Source organism: Azospirillum formosense (assembly GCF_040500525.1).
Classification (GTDB): Bacteria; Pseudomonadota; Alphaproteobacteria; order Azospirillales; family Azospirillaceae; genus Azospirillum; species Azospirillum formosense_A.
Window position 1 is genome coordinate 2,628,377 of sequence record NZ_CP159402.1, and the last position, 14,031, is coordinate 2,642,407.

Here is a 14,031-nt window from a genome sequence, read left to right on the forward strand (position 1 = left end):
GGCCATGCTGGGCTACGTGATCCGCCGCATCCTCATCATGATCCCGACGCTGCTGGCGATCAGCGTCATCACCTTCGTCATCATCCAGCTTCCCCCCGGCGACTATCTGACCACGCTGGTCAACGAGATGCAGAGCCGGGGCGAGAGCATGGACCAGGGCCGGCTGGCCATGCTGCGCGAGACCTACGGGCTCGACCGGCCGATGCACGAGCAGTACGCGCTGTGGCTGGCCGGCATGCTGCGCGGCGACTTCGGCTATTCCTTCGAATACAACCTGCCGGTATCGGACGTGGTGGGCGACCGGCTGTCGCTGACCGCCATCGTGTCCTTCGCCACCATCCTGTTCATCTGGGTGGTGTCCTTCCCCATCGGCATCTATTCGGCGACGCGGCAGTACAGCCTGGGCGACTACGTCCTGACCTTCCTCGGCTTCCTGGGGCTGGCGACGCCCAGCTTCCTGCTGGCGCTGGTCATGCTGTATTTCGCCAACGTGTGGTTCGGCACCTCGATCGGCGGGCTGATGGACCCGCGCTACATCGGCCAGCCCTGGAGCTGGGCCAAGGCGATGAGCGTGTTCGAGCACATGTGGATTCCGGTGATCGTCATCGGCACCGCCGGCACCGCCGCGATGATCCGCCGCCTGCGCGCCAACCTGCTGGACGAGCTGCACAAGCCCTACGTCGTCACCGCGCGGGCCAAGGGCCTGCCGCCGGGCCGGGCGCTGGTGAAATACCCGCTGCGGGTGGCGCTGAACCCCTTCGTGTCGGACATCGGCAATCTGCTGCCGCAGGTCGTCTCCGGCGCCGCCATCGTGTCGGTGGTGATGTCGCTGCCGACGACGGGGCCGATGCTGCTCCAGGCGCTGCGCAGCCAGGACATGTATCTGGCCGGCTCCTTCCTGATGTTCCTGGCGGTGCTGACGGTGATCGGCGTCTTCCTGTCCGATCTGGCTCTGGCCGCGCTCGACCCGCGCATCCGCCTGAGCGGGGGAGCCAGCCGATGAGCGCCACCCTGCCCCACACTCCCTTGGCCAACACCCCCCTGCCCCACACCGTCGACACCGCCCCCTGGGACCCCGACGAGGTCGAGCGGCTGTCGCCGGAGCAAGAGCGCTTCACCACCGCCTCGCAATGGCGGATGGTCTGGTGGAAGCTGCGGCGGCACAAGCTGGCGGTGGCCTCGGGGATCGTGCTGCTGCTGCTCTACGCCTCGACCCTGGTCAGCGAGGTCCTGGCCCCCTACGCGGTGGACAGCCGCAACTCCCACTTCATCCACGCCCCGCCGCAGTCCGTGCACCTGTTCCACGAGGGGCAGTTCGTCGGCCCCTTCGTCTACGGCTACCGCTACCACCTGGACATGGAAATCCTGAAGCGGGAGTACACGCCGGACCCCACGAAGGTGGAGCCGATCCGCTTCTTCTGCCGTGGCGATCGCTACGAGTTCTGGGGGCTGGTGGAGAGCGACTGGCACCTCGCCTGCCCGGCCGAGGGCGGGACGCTGTTCCTGATGGGCACCGACCGGCTGGGGCGGGACCTGCTGTCGCGGATGATCTACGGGACGCGCATCTCGCTGACCATCGGGCTGATCGGCGTCGCGGTCAGCTTCGTGCTGGGGATCGTCATCGGCGGCGTCGCCGGCTATTACGGCGGCTGGGTGGACAACCTGATCCAGCGGCTGATCGAGATCATCCGCTCCTTCCCCGAGCTGCCGCTGTGGATGGCCCTGTCCGCAGCATTGCCCGTCACCTGGAACCCGATCTTCATCTATTTCGGGATCACGGTGATCCTGGGCCTTCTGGAATGGACGGGACTCGCCCGCGCCGTGCGGTCAAAGCTGCTGGCCCTGCGCGAGGAGGACTTCACCACCGCCGCCCAGCTGATGGGCGCCAGCCCGGCGCGCATCATCGGCCGCCACCTGCTGCCCAGCTTCATGAGCCACCTGATCGCCTCGGCGACGCTGGCCATCCCCGGCATGATCCTGGGCGAGACGGCGCTGAGCTTCCTCGGCCTCGGCCTGCGCCCGCCGATCACCAGCTGGGGGGTGCTGCTGACCGAGGCGCAGAACATCAACGTGGTGGCGCTGTACCCCTGGCTGATGCTGCCGGTGCTGCCGGTGATCGTGACCGTGCTGAGCTTCAACTTCCTCGGCGACGGCCTGCGCGACGCGGCGGACCCGTATCGGTAAGCCTCAGGGCTTCTTCTTCGCCGCGGGCTCCGGCTGCTCCTTGAGGGAGGCCAGCACCATGCGGACGCGGGCGAGGTCGCCGTCGCCGCCCTTCGCCGGGGCGGAAGCGGGCGCGGCCTTGGCCGGAGGGCGCTTCGGCGGGACGGGCTCCGCCGCCGCGACCTGGGTCCGGGGAGCGGGCTTCGCGGCGACCGCCTTGCCTGACGCGGCCTTGGCGGGGGTCGCCCTGGCCTCCAGGATGCGGGGGTCGCCGCCCTTCGGGCTCCAGGTGCGGACCGGGCCGGTGTCGACATGGACATGGCCGGTGTGGGGGTAGAGCGCGTAGCCGCCGCGCTGCAGGGCCGCGGCCTCTTCGGCGAGGCGGCGGGGCGGGACGCCGGGGATGGCGATGTCGGCGGCCTGCCCGCGCAGATGATAGCTGTTTTCCGCCACGTTCGGGTTGCTGCGCGCCAGCGCCACGTTGGTCAGCGGCGAGCGGTAGCCCGAGGTGATGTGGACCGGCGTGTCGGGGCCGGCGCCGCAGCGGTCCCTCAGGTCAGCCAGAAGCTCCACCAAGGTGGGATCGACGGGCACCGTCTCGCCGGTGCGGCGGTCGCGGAACAGTGTGGCGATGCGGTCCAGGGCCTGCGGGTCATAGCCGTCGGCGCGGCGGTAGGTGACGCTGACCGTCTCGCCGCTGGCGGGGTGGTGCAGGACGATCGAGCGGGGGCCGCCGTCCAGCGAGGCCTGGGGACCCGGAGTGGAAGCGCAGCCGGCGAGCGTTCCGCCGGCGAGCAGGCCCAGCAACGATAAGCGCAGAAGATGCCGCATGCGTCTCCCCAGAGTTCTCTCTGCGGTTGCAGGCGGTTTTCATACCATAATTGTCACACGATCCGGCAGTGACAACGGGCCACGGGGCGCGAACGGAGGCTTGGCCGTGTCCTCGGCGCATCACTGTCCAACGGGATAGTTGCCAATAAGAGGGGCCAAGTCAGAGAGGAAGCGCCATGCCTTCGCGGGCGACCAGCGTGCCGGGGCGCCGGGCCTCGGCGGCGGTGGCGATGACGTCCAGCTCGGCGTCGCTGCGCCGGGGATCGTGATGGAAGATGACCGCGCGCTTCACATCGGCCTCGTCGGCGATGCGCAGGCATTCCTCCCAGGTCGAATGGCCCCAGCCGACGCGGGCGGCGTATTCGGCGTCGGTGTAGGTGCAGTCGTAGATCAGCAGGTCGCTGCCGCGCACCAGCTCCATCACGGCGGGGTCGCGCCCGGCGGCGGGGTGCTCGGTGTCGGTGACGTAGCACAGGCTGCGCCCGGCGAACTCCACGCGATAGCCCGTCGCCCCGTCCGGATGGTTCAGCGCGGCGGTGCGCACGGTGACGCCCGGCTTGACCGCCAGCGTCTGGCCGCTGACGAAATCGTGGAAGGTGCAATCGGCCCGGAAGATCTCCACCGGGACCGGGAACAGCGGCGCCGACATCATGCATTCCAGGACGGAGCGCATCGTCCGCTCCCGCTCCAGATGACCGGCCCTGATCCGCACGCGGCTGGCCGCGTCGAAGGCCGGCGCGAAGAAGGGCAGGCCGCAGATGTGGTCAAGATGGCTGTGGGTCAGCAGCAGGTCGACGTCCACCGGCTCGCCCCGGCGCATCAGCGCCTCGCCCAGCGGGCGCAGGCCGGTGCCGGCGTCGAGGACCAAGAGGGCGTCCCCGCAGCGCAGCTCGACGCAGGGGGTGTTGCCGCCGTAGCGGACCGTGTCCGGTCCCGGGGAGGCGATGCTGCCACGCACGCCCCAGAAGCGGACGGTGAAGTCCGGCGGTGTGTCGGGCGCACCGGAACAGGCGTCGGAAACGGTTCGTGCCGTCATGGTACCGACAATTTGGCGGTAGGACCCTCGCGAGTCGAGTGAAAAGGTTGATTCACGAAACGCCCCTCCGGCCCGTCCAATGGACGACCTGGGGAGCCGATCGGCCTCGATGGAAGGGGGGATGGCGCGGGACGGGGGTAGGAGGAAAAGGCGTGCCGCACCGCCGAGATGCGGAGATGCCCAAGCCAATAAGATGTGGTAGTTTGCGCCCGTTCGCCCATCGACGCGAAAAATCGCCTCCGGACCCCGACCCCTCGGATGGACCCAGACAAACTCGCCAAAGTCCTCGCCATGGCCGAGTCGGAGCATCAGGGCGAGGCCCAGTCCGCTCTGCGCGCCGCGCGCATCATGCTGTCGAGGGCCGGCCTGTCGTTCCGCGATCTCGCCCGTGGCGCCCGTCCGGTCTCGCCCACCCCGGAACCGCCGCCCGCCGCCGGCGCCCCGCCGCCCGACCGTCCGCCGCCGCCCGACCAGCTCGTCCAGGGGCTGCGCCGTCAGGTGCGCGACCTGGAGCTGGAGGTCGCCGGGCTGAAGCGGCAGCTGGAAAAGAGCAACGGCGACATGGAGCGCCAGCGCGAGGAGGCCGACCGCTGGCGCGGCCTCGCCCGCGAAACGGCGGAAAAGCTCTGGGACCTCGGCAAGGCGCTGGAGCGCAAGCACAGCCGCCACACCAGCCTGGACAAGCGCCGCGCCATCCTCGACCTGCTGCAGGACCCCGGCAGCGCCCTGCTGGCCGATCACGAGATCGCGCGGCGGGTCGGCACCTCGCCGAAGCTGGTCGCCCATTGGCGCCGCCGGCTGGCCATCGTCGGGCGGAAGATCCGCCTGCTGCCCGTCGTGCCGCGCGGCCGCGGCCTGTGGGGCGGCGGCCGGCCGGCCGGCCCGGCCCGCGGCGGGGCGGCGCTGGAGGGCAAGCGCCAGCGCTGGATGGGCTATCCGGTCGCCGTCATCATCGCCGACCGGTCAGGGCCGCCCGGCAAGCGGCCCTGACCGGTTCCCCTGCGTCAGTTTGACGATCCGTTTCCATCGGTCGCCGCGCTGCCCATGTCCGCCGGTCCCGCCGCGGTTGGCGAACGATCGGACGCCGCGACGCGCCAGACCGTGTTCGACAGGTCGTCGGCGACGATCAGGGCGCCCTTCGGGTCCACCGTGACGCCGACCGGCCGGCCGTAGGTGTTGCCGTCCTCGCCCATGAAGCCGGTCACGACCTCGACCGGATCGCCGGCGGGGGCGCCGTCGCGGAAGGGAACGAAGATCACCTTGTAGCCGCTGGGAACGCTGCGGTTCCAGCTGCCGTGCTCGCCGACAAACACCCCGTCGGCGAAGCGCTCGCCCATCGCCGGCGAGGAGAAGGCCACGCCGAGCGCCGCGACGTGCGATCCCAGCGCGTAGTCCGGCTTGATCGCCGCGGCGACCATCTCGGGCTTCTGCGGCTGGGCGCGCGGGTCGACGTTCTGGCCCCAGTAGCTGTAGGGCCAGCCGTAGAAGGCGCCCTCACGGACCGAGGTCAGGTAATCGGGGACGAGGTTGGGGCCAAGCTCGTCGCGCTCGTTGACCACCGCCCACAGCGTGCCGGTCCCCGGCTGGATGGCCAGCGCGGTGGGGTTGCGCAGGCCGGTGGCGTATGGCCGGTGCGCGCCGGTCTGCGCATCGATCTCCCAGACCATCGCGCGGTCGGCCTCGGCGGGCATCCCGCGTTCGGTGATGTTGCTGTTGGAGCCGATGCCGACATAGAGGAAGCGCCCGTCCGGGCTGGCGGCCAGCGACTTGGTCCAGTGGTGGTTGATGTAGGAGGGCAGGTCGGTGACCTTCTCCGGCGGCCCCTCGGCGCGGGTCTGGCCCTCGTGGTAGGGGAAGCGCACCAGCGCGTCCTGGTTCGCGACGTAGATCTGGCCGTTGACGAAGGCCAGCCCGTAGGGGGCGTTCAGCTGGTCGGCGAAGACCGTGCGCTCCTCGTACTGCCCGTCGCCGTCGGCGTCGCGCAGCAGGGTGATGCGGTTGCCGCTGGGAACCGAGGTCGTGCCCTTGGCCTTGATGATGCCCGCGATGAAATCCTTGGGCCGCAGCGGCGGGGCCGAGCCGCCCCGGCCTTCGGCGACCAGGATGTCGCCGTTGGGAAGGACCAGCGTCTGGCGCGGGATGCCGAGGTCGGTGGCGATCGCCGTGACGGTGAAGCCCTCCGGCACGGTCGGTTTCCGGTCGCCCCAGTTGGCGGGCTTGGCGATCTTCATGCTGGGCAGCAGACCGTGCTGCTGCTCGGGCAGCGGCGGGTTGGCGCCGTAGACGGGCTGCGACGGGTTGTTGTCGTCGCAGGCGGTCAGCAGGGCGGCGAGCGCGGCGGCGGCCAGCAGGCTGGAGCGTTTCATCGCGCGTCCCCCGTGTGATGGCCCATGCGCAGGCCCATGCGGAAGCTGGAGAAGCCGAACCAGGTGGCCAGGAGGGCGGTCACGGTGACCGCCGCCGACAAGATCAGGCCCTCCGGCATGGTTCCCCAGGCGTCCCGCGCGTGCACGAAGGCGTTGACGAGGCCAAGCGCGAACGTGATGACCAGCAGGACGAAGTAGGGAAGCCCGCGGCCGCGGCGCCGGCCGGCGCGGAACAGGTCGATGAAGGCCCAGAGGAGCGAGAAACCGGCGAAGACCATGCCGCCGGCGATCAGCCAGGCGGCGAAGTTGCTCCACTGGATCTCGAAGCTCCTGGAATAGGCGATGTCGCAGAGCAGGCCCCCCAGGAACAGCGGGAGGGAGGCGGCGAGCAGCACCGCGTGCAAGGGATGGATGGCCCTTGCCGGTCTGCCGTGATCGACGATGGCTACCAAGACGTCATCTCCTTGCCCGACGGGGGTCCGCGCCGGAGCGGCGCGGAAATCAATCTTTTCAATGGGCAGGCAGGAAGATGGTTCCGCGCGGCGGCCGGCCGGCGATCAGGGCACCAGCCGGTAGCCGCCGGGCTCCGTCACCAGGATCTCGGCGTTGGACGGATCGCGCTCGATCTTCTGGCGCAGGCGGTAGACGTGGGTTTCCAGCGTGTGGGTGGTGACCCCGGCGTTGTAGCCCCACACCTCGCCCAGCAGCGTCTCGCGCCCGATGACCGCGCCGCCGGCCCGGTACAGGTATTTCAGGATCGCCGTTTCCTTCTCGGTCAGGCGGATCTTGCGGGCGCCGCCGTCGGCCAGCAGCAGCTTGCCCGCCGGGCGGAAGCTGTAGGGGCCGATGGCGAAGACGGCGTCCTCGCTCTGCTCGTGGACGCGCAGCTGGGCGCGCAGCCGAGCCAGCAGGACCCCCATGCGGAAGGGCTTGGTGACATAGTCGCTGGCCCCGGAATCGAGCCCGAGGATGGTGTCGGCGTCGGACGCCGCCGCGGTCAGCATGATGATCGGGCAGCGCACCCCCTCGCGCCGCAGCAGGCGGCAGAGGTCGCGTCCGTCCATGTCCGGCAGCCCGACGTCGAGCAGGATGGCGGCGAAACCGCCCTCCCGCGCCACGGCCAGGGCCGAGGCGCCGTCACCGGCCTCCACCGTCTCGAATTCCTCCAGAAGCTGGAGCTGCTCGGCGAGGGACTGCCGGAGGGCGGTGTCGTCGTCGATCAGAAGGATGCGTTTCGCAAGCGTCATTCGGGTGCGTTCACCGGTGGCTCCGGGCGCGGAACTTATCATGGCCCGCGCGGGATTGCCCTAGCCTTATCGGACGGTTCGAAGACAAGCGGGGGACCGGCGTCAGGCGCCCCACAATCCGCCCAGCCGGACGGCCCCGGCGGTGTCCGGGGAAAGGACGATCGCCGTCTCCGGGGCGAGGCCGAGGTCCGCCACCGCCCGCGCCGTCGCGGCGTCCGGCACGGCGACGGCGCGCATCAGCGCCAGCGCGCCCTGCTCCAGATGGCGGCGGGCGGCGGCGGCCTCCTCGGTCAGGCCGGGCTCCGGCCAGAGCAGCCGTTCCACCAGCGCGACGAGCCTCAGGCGCCGGCTGTCCATCGCCAGGGCGGCGGCGAGGCCGGGCAGGGCGCCGCCGTCCACCAGCACGCGCGCGCCGTCCGGCAGGCGCGACAGCGCGATGTCCGCCGCCAGCACCGCCGAGGGATCGAGCCGCGGGTAATCGCCCGGCAGGGCCTGCCGCAGGACGGGCTGTCCCTGCGCCTCCAGCGCCAGCGCCATGCGCTCCGCGTAGCCGTCCGGCGCCCGGTTGGCGGGGAGGAGGAGATGCAGGGCCGGCTGGTCCGCCATGACGATGGGTCTCGCGTGAAGGAGAGGGAGGGAGAGGGGACGGCGAGCATAGCGCAAGCCGGTTTCGCCCGCACCGGCGCCGCTTTGCGCCATCGTTGCGCCGCCGGCAACGGTGTGGCGCGCGGGATTTGCTGGACAGGGGTGCGCCACCTGCGCTTTGCTTCCGGCGCTCTCCGACCCATGTCGGGATCTTTCGCCCTTCGGGGCGCAGCACGCGAAGCCTCCGTTATGTACGCCGACGCCCCTTCCGACTCCGCCCCGCCCGAAGCCGTCCTGCCCATGGACGAAGCCGCCATGCGCGCGGTGGACCGGGCCACGGCCGCCCTGCGCCGGGGCGAGGCCGTCGCCATCGAGACCGCCGACGGCAGCGTCGGCGCCGCGGTGTCGGTGGAATCCGTGGCGATCGACGCCGTGCAGCGGCTGGTGCAGCTGACCGGCGCCGCGCCGGTTCTGGCCGTCACCCGCCGCCGCGCCACGGTGCTGAAGCTGATGGGCGAGGGGACGGGCGTCGTCGCCCTGTCGCTTCCCCGCTGCCTGACCGCGGACGAGGCCCACGCGCTGGCCGACCCCGAGCACCGCCCGGACGGAGCGATGCCGGAGGGCCTGACCGCCACCGCCATGGACCCCGGTTCGCGGGAGACCGCGGCGGTGGACCTCGCCCGGCTGGCGCGGCTGCTGCCGGCGGCCATCGTCGCCCCCGCTACGGGACACACGACTGCCGGCCACAGCGGCAGCGCCGCGGAGTGGGCGGCGAAGCACGACCTGCTGCTGGTCCGCGCCCGCGACATCGCCGACTACCGCGTCCATGTGGTGCGCACGCTGCGCCGTGTGGCCGAGGCGCGCGTCCCGCTGTCCGGCGCCGAGAACACCAGCATCGCCGCCTTCCGCCCCATCGACGGCGGGCCGGAGCATCTGGCGATCATCGTCGGCAACCCGGTGGCGGGCGAGCCGGTGCTGGCCCGCCTGCATTCGGAATGCTTCACCGGCGACCTGCTGGGCAGCTTGCGCTGCGACTGCGGCCAGCAGCTGCGCGGCGCCATCGCCGAGATCGCCCGGCAGGGCAGCGGCGTCCTGCTTTATCTGGCGCAGGAGGGGCGCGGGATCGGCCTCGTCAACAAGCTGCGCGCCTACCGCATCCAGGACCGCGGCTTCGACACGGTGGACGCCAACGAGATCCTCGGCTTCGAGGCGGACGAGCGGGTCTATCTGCCGGCGGCGGAGATGCTGCGGCAGCTGGGCTTCACCGCCGTGCGGCTGATGACCAACAACCCGGAGAAGCTGCGCCAGCTCGCCCGCTGCGGGATCGAGGTGGTCGAACGCGTTCCCCACATCTTCCCGGCCAACGGCCACAACGAAGGCTATCTGCGCACCAAGGCGGAGCGCAGCGGGCACATGTTCTGAGAGTCGACTTTTCAGGGGGCAGGAAACGCCCCTTGCCCGGCAGCTCTTGCCGGGTCGCGGCCCGGACCCGGGCCGAAAGCGCCCGGCGGGAGCGGATTCCAGCCCTCACAATTGGCACGCCGGTTGCTTAGGGAAGGGCTGGACACCGCGACGGGAGACCGCCCATGGCCATCGACGCCACCACCATCGACGCCTCAGCCGCTTCGCGGCCGGTGCAGCGCGGGCAGTCGCCGTCGCCGGCCCTGACGGTCGCGGAAAGCCGGGACAGCCCCGACCGGTACGAGGCCGAGGCCGAGATGTCCTTCGGCGACTTCCTCGACATCATCAACCCGCTTCAGCACATCCCCCTCGTCAACACCGTCTACCGCGAGATCACCGGCGACACGATCAAGCCGTCGTCGAAGGTCATCGGCGGCATCCTGTTCGGCGGCCCGCTGGGCGGCATGGCCTCCATCGCCAACGCGGTGGTGGAGCAGGCGCAGGGCAAGGACATCGGCGGGCAGATCATGGCGTCGCTCGGCTTCGACGGGGACGCCGCCACCGGCCACACCCCCGCCGGCACCGCCGGAGCCACATCCGGAGCCACTGCGGTCGCGGCCCTTCCGGACTCCGCCGCGGGCACGTCGGCGCCGGCCGTGGCCGCGGCGGCAGATGCCCGGCCGGCCCGCACCGTCACGGCGGAGTTGCCGGACGCCAAGCGGTCCACGGCCCCCTCGCATGGGGTGGAGGCGGCGGTGACCGGTTCGGGGCGCGACGGCCTGGCGGACACGCCGCACCCCTCGCGCATGCCGGCGCGCGACACACCGCTGGCGAACAGCCTGATGGCCAAATACGCCGCCAAGCCGCACCCCTCCACCGTCGGCTTCGCCGCCGCCGCGGCCCCCTCCGGCGCCCGCAAGGCCGCGGAGGCCCCGGCGCCCGCGCCCCAGCCGGACGCCGCCGCCGGAACTGGAGCCGCGGCAGCGCCGACCAACGCAGCCGCGCAGGCGAGCGCGCCCCCGACGGCCGCCAACAGCAACGCCTTCGCGCCCGTGACACCGGACATGCTGTCTGAGACGATGATGCGCAATCTGGCCAAATACGAGCAGGGCCGGCGGGCCGCGCAGACCCAGGCGCCCAGCCTGCGGGTGTCGGGCTGAGCGTCATGACCCCCGGCTGCGGGTGAAGGAAGGGTGATGGAGATCACGGTTCGTCTTGAGGACCCGCCGTCCGCAGGCCGCCTCGACTGGCCCGGCGGGTCGTTCCGCTGCGTGCTGGGCCGCGGCGGCATCCGCGCCGACAAGCGGGAGGGCGACGGCGCCACCCCGGTCGGCCGTTTCACGCTGCGCCGCGTGCTGTGGCGCCCCGACCGGCTGGAGCGGCCCGAGACGGGCCTGCCGGCCTCGCCCATCGCACCCGACGACGGCTGGTGCGACGATCCCGCGGACCCCGCCTACAACCGTCCGGTCAAGCGCCCCTACGCCGCCAGCCATGAAGAGCTGTGGCGCGAGGACCATGTCTACGACGTCATCGTGGTGATGGGGCACAACGACGACCCGGTGGTGCCGGGCCTGGGCAGCGCCGTGTTCATGCATGTGGCGCGGCCCGACCGGGCGCCCACGGCGGGCTGCGTCGCGCTGCCCCTGCCGGACCTGCTGCGTCTTCTCAAGGATTGCGCGCCGGGCACCGCGCTGACCGTGTCGGACCCGTCGGGGTAGGCGGCGCTATCCGGCGGCGGGGGTGGGGCGGGCGCCGAAGATCGCCGTGCCGACCCGCACATGGGTGGCGCCGAAGCGGATCGCCGTCTCGTAATCGCCGCTCATCCCCATGCTGACCTCGGGCAGGCCGGCGCGGCGGGCCATCTCGGCGAGCAGGGCGAAATGCATCGCCGGCTCCTCGTCCACCGGGGGAATGCACATCAGGCCGCTCACCGGCAGCTTCCAGCTGTCCCGGCAGGCGGCCAGGAAGGCGTCCAGCTCCGCCGGGGCAATGCCGGCCTTCTGCGGCTCCTCGCCGGTGTTGACCTCGATCAGGCACCGCGGGCGGCGCCCGCTGCGCGCCATCTCCTCGGCGAGCGCCTCGGCCAGCTTGGGCCGGTCCACCGTCTGGATCACGTCGAACAGGGCCACCGCGTCCTTGACCTTGTTGGTCTGCAGCGGGCCGATCAGGTGCAGCTCCAGATCCGGGAAGCGGTCGCGCAGCGCGGGGAACTTCGCCTTGGCCTCCTGCACGCGGTTCTCGCCGAAGACGCGCTGGCCGGCGGCCAGGGCCTCCTCCACCGCCTCGACCGGATGGGTCTTGGAGACGGCGACCAGGGTCACCGCGCCGGCATCGCGCCCGCCGGCGGCGCAGCCTTCCCGGATGGACCGGCGGACGGCCTCCAGCCGGGCCGTGACGGTGCCGTCTGATGGATCGGTGTGCGACGCGGACATGCCCGTCCTCCCCCCTTTGTGCTGCCCCGGCTGCGGCGCCTGCCTGTACAGGGACCGGAGGGCGTGGTAACGGACGGGCCGACGAAACGCAAGCACCCCGAGGAGAACACGGCATGCGTGGTTGGATGCGTCCCCTGATCCTGTCGGCGCTGATTCTGGGGGCCGCGCCGTTCACGGCCGGCAGCGCCTTTGCCCAAAGCCCCGGTGGCCAGGACGCCGGGAGCCAGAATGGCGGAAAGCCCGCCGCCGGCAAGGAAGCGCCGAAGGAGGCCCCCAAGACGGCGGCGGGATCGGCCATCGCCCAGGCGCCCTTCGCCGTGCAGCCGTTCCCGCTGCAGGACGACGGCACCTACAAGGAGTTCCTGGGCGCGGCCGCCGCCGACCTCAACCGCCGCTGCGTCAAGCAGGAGAATTACGGTTGGGAGTTCAAGAAGGACGACGCCGCCCGCCGCGACCAAATTCTTGAGTCCACCCTGGGCAGCTTCCGCAAGGCCGGATGGAAGATGGGCGAGGTGAAGGTCCGGACGATCCGCGATCCGGGAACCACCGCCTACACGGCGGAAAAGGCCAAGCAGCGCCTGCTGGCCGTCTGGACCCCGATGGAGGACGCGGCAATCCTGCTGCTCTGCGAGACCGAAGCGGCTCCGGCGACCAAGAAGTAAGGGCCGACGCCCAAAAGGAAAACGGCGGCGGATGGGTATCCGCCGCCGTTTCCATTTCACCGGACGCCGGGCCGATCAGAAGGCCAGGCGGGTGTCGATCATGATGATGTGCGCGCGGTCGTCGAGGCCGACGGCATCGGTCTTCAGATCGAGGTAGCTGTACTCCAGACCCGTCGTCAGGCCCGGCGCGACGGTGTAGGTCACGCCGCCCTGGTAGAGGTCCGCCTTGGCCGGAGTCGTCGCGGTCTCGACGTCGTTGCCACGCGAATGCGAGTAGTTGGCGGCGAGGATGAACGGGCCGGCGGTGTACTGGGCACCGACGATCCAGATGTCCTGCTTCTCCTTCGTGGTCAGCGACTTGTCGTAACCGCTGTCGCCGCTGTAGGCGTAGCTGCCGCCGATCTTGAAGTTGCCGTAGCCGACGTTCAGGCCGGCATGGACCGAGCTGAGCTTCTCGAAGCGGGTGGCGCCGGCGCCGGTGCCGTCGTTGACGGCATCGCCGAACTGGTAGAAGGCGCTGGCCGCCACGCTGAAGCCGCCGAACTCGTTGGCGTAGGTGCCGCCGACCTCGACGACGTCCTGGAAGCCGCCGTTGTCCTGGCGGCGGTTGATCGAGGTGTGCGAGTCGCCGGTGCGCGGCGTGTAGGAGACGCCGCCCTGGAAGCCGGCGATGGTCGGAGTGAGGTAGATGATCTTGGTGCCGACGTCGCCCGAGGCGAGGGCACGGAAGTTGTTGGTGGTGGTCGGCAGCAGGCCGTAGGTCGACGAGCCGTTGAGGAATTCCACCGTGTTGTTGTCCGGACCGCCGGCAATGCCTTCGACGTTCGGGCCGATGATGCCGAATTCGTCCGACAGGCCGTTGATCGTGCCGGCTTGCAGGGTGCCGAAGCCGCTGTTCACGAAGATGAAGGCACGGTCGGCGTCCATGGTGCGGACGTTGCTGGCGCCGTTGGCGGCGCGCATACGGACGCGGCCACCATACTCCAGCCCGTTGTCGGCCGTGGCGACCGGCGTGACGATCACGCGGAAACGGTTGGCGAACTCCGTCGAGCGGGTGTCCTGGTCACGATCCTGGTTGACGTAGGCGCCCTGGAAGAACGCGTCGCCGCCGATCTTGACCTCGAACTTGGTCTGGGCGGAAGCCACGCCGCTGCAGGCGATGATCGCGACGGCTGCGCAGCCCGTAACAAGAGAACGCTTCATTGATGGTCCATCCTTCTAGCAGGCCCCCAAGGAGACTGGAGCCGTGCGGTTGTGCTTCCCATCAACTACTAAGCCACTCGTTCCCTTACCCGGCAAGGGTGATTC

General features: G+C 70.9%; 15 protein-coding genes. 7 read left to right on the forward strand and 8 right to left on the reverse strand.

From position 1 onward, the window contains the following. Positions 1 to 4: 4 nt before the first annotated feature. Entirely contained in the window at positions 5 to 1,003 is a 999-nt protein-coding gene (locus ABVN73_RS12540; RefSeq protein WP_137139558.1) for an ABC transporter permease, read from the forward strand. Continuing rightward, entirely contained in the window at positions 1,000 to 2,184 is a 1,185-nt protein-coding gene (locus tag ABVN73_RS12545) for an ABC transporter permease (protein WP_353858271.1), read from the forward strand. Before ABVN73_RS12540 ends, ABVN73_RS12545 begins: the two co-directional genes overlap by 4 nt. A 3-nt stretch (positions 2,185 to 2,187) precedes the next feature. On the opposite strand, the gene ABVN73_RS12550 is transcribed toward ABVN73_RS12545, so the two are convergent. Beyond that, entirely contained in the window at positions 2,188 to 2,994 is an 807-nt protein-coding gene (locus ABVN73_RS12550) for a DUF882 domain-containing protein (RefSeq protein WP_353858272.1), read from the reverse strand. A gap of 160 nt (positions 2,995 to 3,154) precedes the next feature. Further along, positions 3,155 to 4,030, reverse strand: a complete 876-nt coding sequence (locus tag ABVN73_RS12555; protein WP_353858273.1) for an MBL fold metallo-hydrolase — start codon at positions 4,028 to 4,030, stop codon at positions 3,155 to 3,157. Positions 4,031 to 4,288: 258 nt separating this feature from the next. On the opposite strand from ABVN73_RS12555, the gene ABVN73_RS12560 reads away from it, so the two are divergent. Further along, positions 4,289 to 5,020 carry a hypothetical protein gene (locus ABVN73_RS12560; RefSeq protein WP_353858274.1) on the forward strand — a complete coding sequence of 244 codons (732 nt, stop codon included), beginning with the start codon at positions 4,289 to 4,291 and terminating at the stop codon, positions 5,018 to 5,020. Between the two features lie 14 nt (positions 5,021 to 5,034). On the opposite strand, the gene ABVN73_RS12565 is transcribed toward ABVN73_RS12560, so the two are convergent. The 4 genes from ABVN73_RS12565 to ABVN73_RS12580 all read right to left on the reverse strand — a co-directional run bounded on the left by ABVN73_RS12565 (position 5,035) and on the right by ABVN73_RS12580 (position 8,249). Continuing rightward, positions 5,035 to 6,396 carry a sorbosone dehydrogenase family protein gene (locus tag ABVN73_RS12565; protein WP_353858275.1) on the reverse strand — a complete coding sequence of 454 codons (1,362 nt, stop codon included), beginning with the start codon at positions 6,394 to 6,396 and terminating at the stop codon, positions 5,035 to 5,037. After that, the gene (locus ABVN73_RS12570) at positions 6,393 to 6,848 is read right to left on the reverse strand and encodes a DUF2231 domain-containing protein (protein WP_353858276.1); all 456 of its coding nucleotides are present in this window, start codon (positions 6,846 to 6,848) and stop codon (positions 6,393 to 6,395) included. The genes ABVN73_RS12565 and ABVN73_RS12570 overlap by 4 nt, the downstream gene beginning before the upstream one ends. A gap of 105 nt (positions 6,849 to 6,953) precedes the next feature. Then, on the reverse strand, positions 6,954 to 7,643 hold the full coding sequence (locus ABVN73_RS12575) for a response regulator transcription factor (protein ID WP_014238955.1): 690 nt from the start codon (positions 7,641 to 7,643) through the stop codon (positions 6,954 to 6,956). Between the two features lie 102 nt (positions 7,644 to 7,745). Further along, positions 7,746 to 8,249: a glycosyl transferase gene (locus ABVN73_RS12580; RefSeq protein ID WP_353858277.1), complete on the reverse strand. Its 504-nt coding sequence runs from the start codon at positions 8,247 to 8,249 to the stop codon at positions 7,746 to 7,748. A 228-nt stretch (positions 8,250 to 8,477) separates the two neighbouring features. Between ABVN73_RS12580 and ribA the strand changes: the two genes are divergently transcribed. From ribA to ABVN73_RS12595, 3 genes are all read left to right on the forward strand, one after another. Further along, positions 8,478 to 9,650 carry a GTP cyclohydrolase II gene (gene ribA / locus ABVN73_RS12585; protein WP_353858278.1) on the forward strand — a complete coding sequence of 391 codons (1,173 nt, stop codon included), beginning with the start codon at positions 8,478 to 8,480 and terminating at the stop codon, positions 9,648 to 9,650. 164 nt (positions 9,651 to 9,814) lie between these two features. After that, entirely contained in the window at positions 9,815 to 10,789 is a 975-nt protein-coding gene (locus ABVN73_RS12590) for a hypothetical protein (protein ID WP_353858279.1), read from the forward strand. 36 nt (positions 10,790 to 10,825) lie between these two features. Continuing rightward, on the forward strand, positions 10,826 to 11,347 hold the full coding sequence (locus ABVN73_RS12595) for a L,D-transpeptidase family protein (protein ID WP_353858280.1): 522 nt from the start codon (positions 10,826 to 10,828) through the stop codon (positions 11,345 to 11,347). Between the two features lie 6 nt (positions 11,348 to 11,353). Here the strand turns inward: ABVN73_RS12595 and ABVN73_RS12600 are convergent, their stop codons facing one another. Next, positions 11,354 to 12,061, reverse strand: a complete 708-nt coding sequence (locus tag ABVN73_RS12600) for a YggS family pyridoxal phosphate-dependent enzyme (protein ID WP_353858281.1) — start codon at positions 12,059 to 12,061, stop codon at positions 11,354 to 11,356. Positions 12,062 to 12,174: 113 nt separating this feature from the next. Between ABVN73_RS12600 and ABVN73_RS12605 the strand changes: the two genes are divergently transcribed. Next, complete coding sequence (locus tag ABVN73_RS12605) at positions 12,175 to 12,723, forward strand: hypothetical protein (RefSeq protein WP_353858282.1); 549 nt, start codon at positions 12,175 to 12,177, stop codon at positions 12,721 to 12,723. A 75-nt stretch (positions 12,724 to 12,798) separates the two neighbouring features. On the opposite strand, the gene ABVN73_RS12610 is transcribed toward ABVN73_RS12605, so the two are convergent. Then, complete coding sequence (locus ABVN73_RS12610; RefSeq protein WP_353858283.1) at positions 12,799 to 13,926, reverse strand: porin; 1,128 nt, start codon at positions 13,924 to 13,926, stop codon at positions 12,799 to 12,801. Positions 13,927 to 14,031: the final 105 nt, after the last annotated feature.

What these genes read in the sequence shown, in the direction of transcription:
- ABVN73_RS12540 (WP_137139558.1), top strand. Translation starts at nt 5, where the DNA reads ATGCTGGGCTACGTGATCCGCCGCATCCTCATCATGATCCCGACGCTG.
- ABVN73_RS12545 (WP_353858271.1), top strand. Translation starts at nt 1,000, where the DNA reads ATGAGCGCCACCCTGCCCCACACTCCCTTGGCCAACACCCCCCTGCCC.
- ABVN73_RS12550 (WP_353858272.1), bottom strand. Translation starts at nt 2,994, where the DNA reads ATGCGGCATCTTCTGCGCTTATCGTTGCTGGGCCTGCTCGCCGGCGGA.
- ABVN73_RS12555 (WP_353858273.1), bottom strand. Translation starts at nt 4,030, where the DNA reads ATGACGGCACGAACCGTTTCCGACGCCTGTTCCGGTGCGCCCGACACA.
- ABVN73_RS12560 (WP_353858274.1), top strand. Translation starts at nt 4,289, where the DNA reads ATGGACCCAGACAAACTCGCCAAAGTCCTCGCCATGGCCGAGTCGGAG.
- ABVN73_RS12565 (WP_353858275.1), bottom strand. Translation starts at nt 6,396, where the DNA reads ATGAAACGCTCCAGCCTGCTGGCCGCCGCCGCGCTCGCCGCCCTGCTG.
- ABVN73_RS12575 (WP_014238955.1), bottom strand. Translation starts at nt 7,643, where the DNA reads ATGACGCTTGCGAAACGCATCCTTCTGATCGACGACGACACCGCCCTC.
- ABVN73_RS12580 (WP_353858277.1), bottom strand. Translation starts at nt 8,249, where the DNA reads ATGGCGGACCAGCCGGCCCTGCATCTCCTCCTCCCCGCCAACCGGGCG.
- ribA (WP_353858278.1), top strand. Translation starts at nt 8,478, where the DNA reads ATGTACGCCGACGCCCCTTCCGACTCCGCCCCGCCCGAAGCCGTCCTG.
- ABVN73_RS12590 (WP_353858279.1), top strand. Translation starts at nt 9,815, where the DNA reads ATGGCCATCGACGCCACCACCATCGACGCCTCAGCCGCTTCGCGGCCG.
- ABVN73_RS12595 (WP_353858280.1), top strand. Translation starts at nt 10,826, where the DNA reads ATGGAGATCACGGTTCGTCTTGAGGACCCGCCGTCCGCAGGCCGCCTC.
- ABVN73_RS12600 (WP_353858281.1), bottom strand. Translation starts at nt 12,061, where the DNA reads ATGTCCGCGTCGCACACCGATCCATCAGACGGCACCGTCACGGCCCGG.
- ABVN73_RS12605 (WP_353858282.1), top strand. Translation starts at nt 12,175, where the DNA reads ATGCGTGGTTGGATGCGTCCCCTGATCCTGTCGGCGCTGATTCTGGGG.
- ABVN73_RS12610 (WP_353858283.1), bottom strand. Translation starts at nt 13,926, where the DNA reads ATGAAGCGTTCTCTTGTTACGGGCTGCGCAGCCGTCGCGATCATCGCC.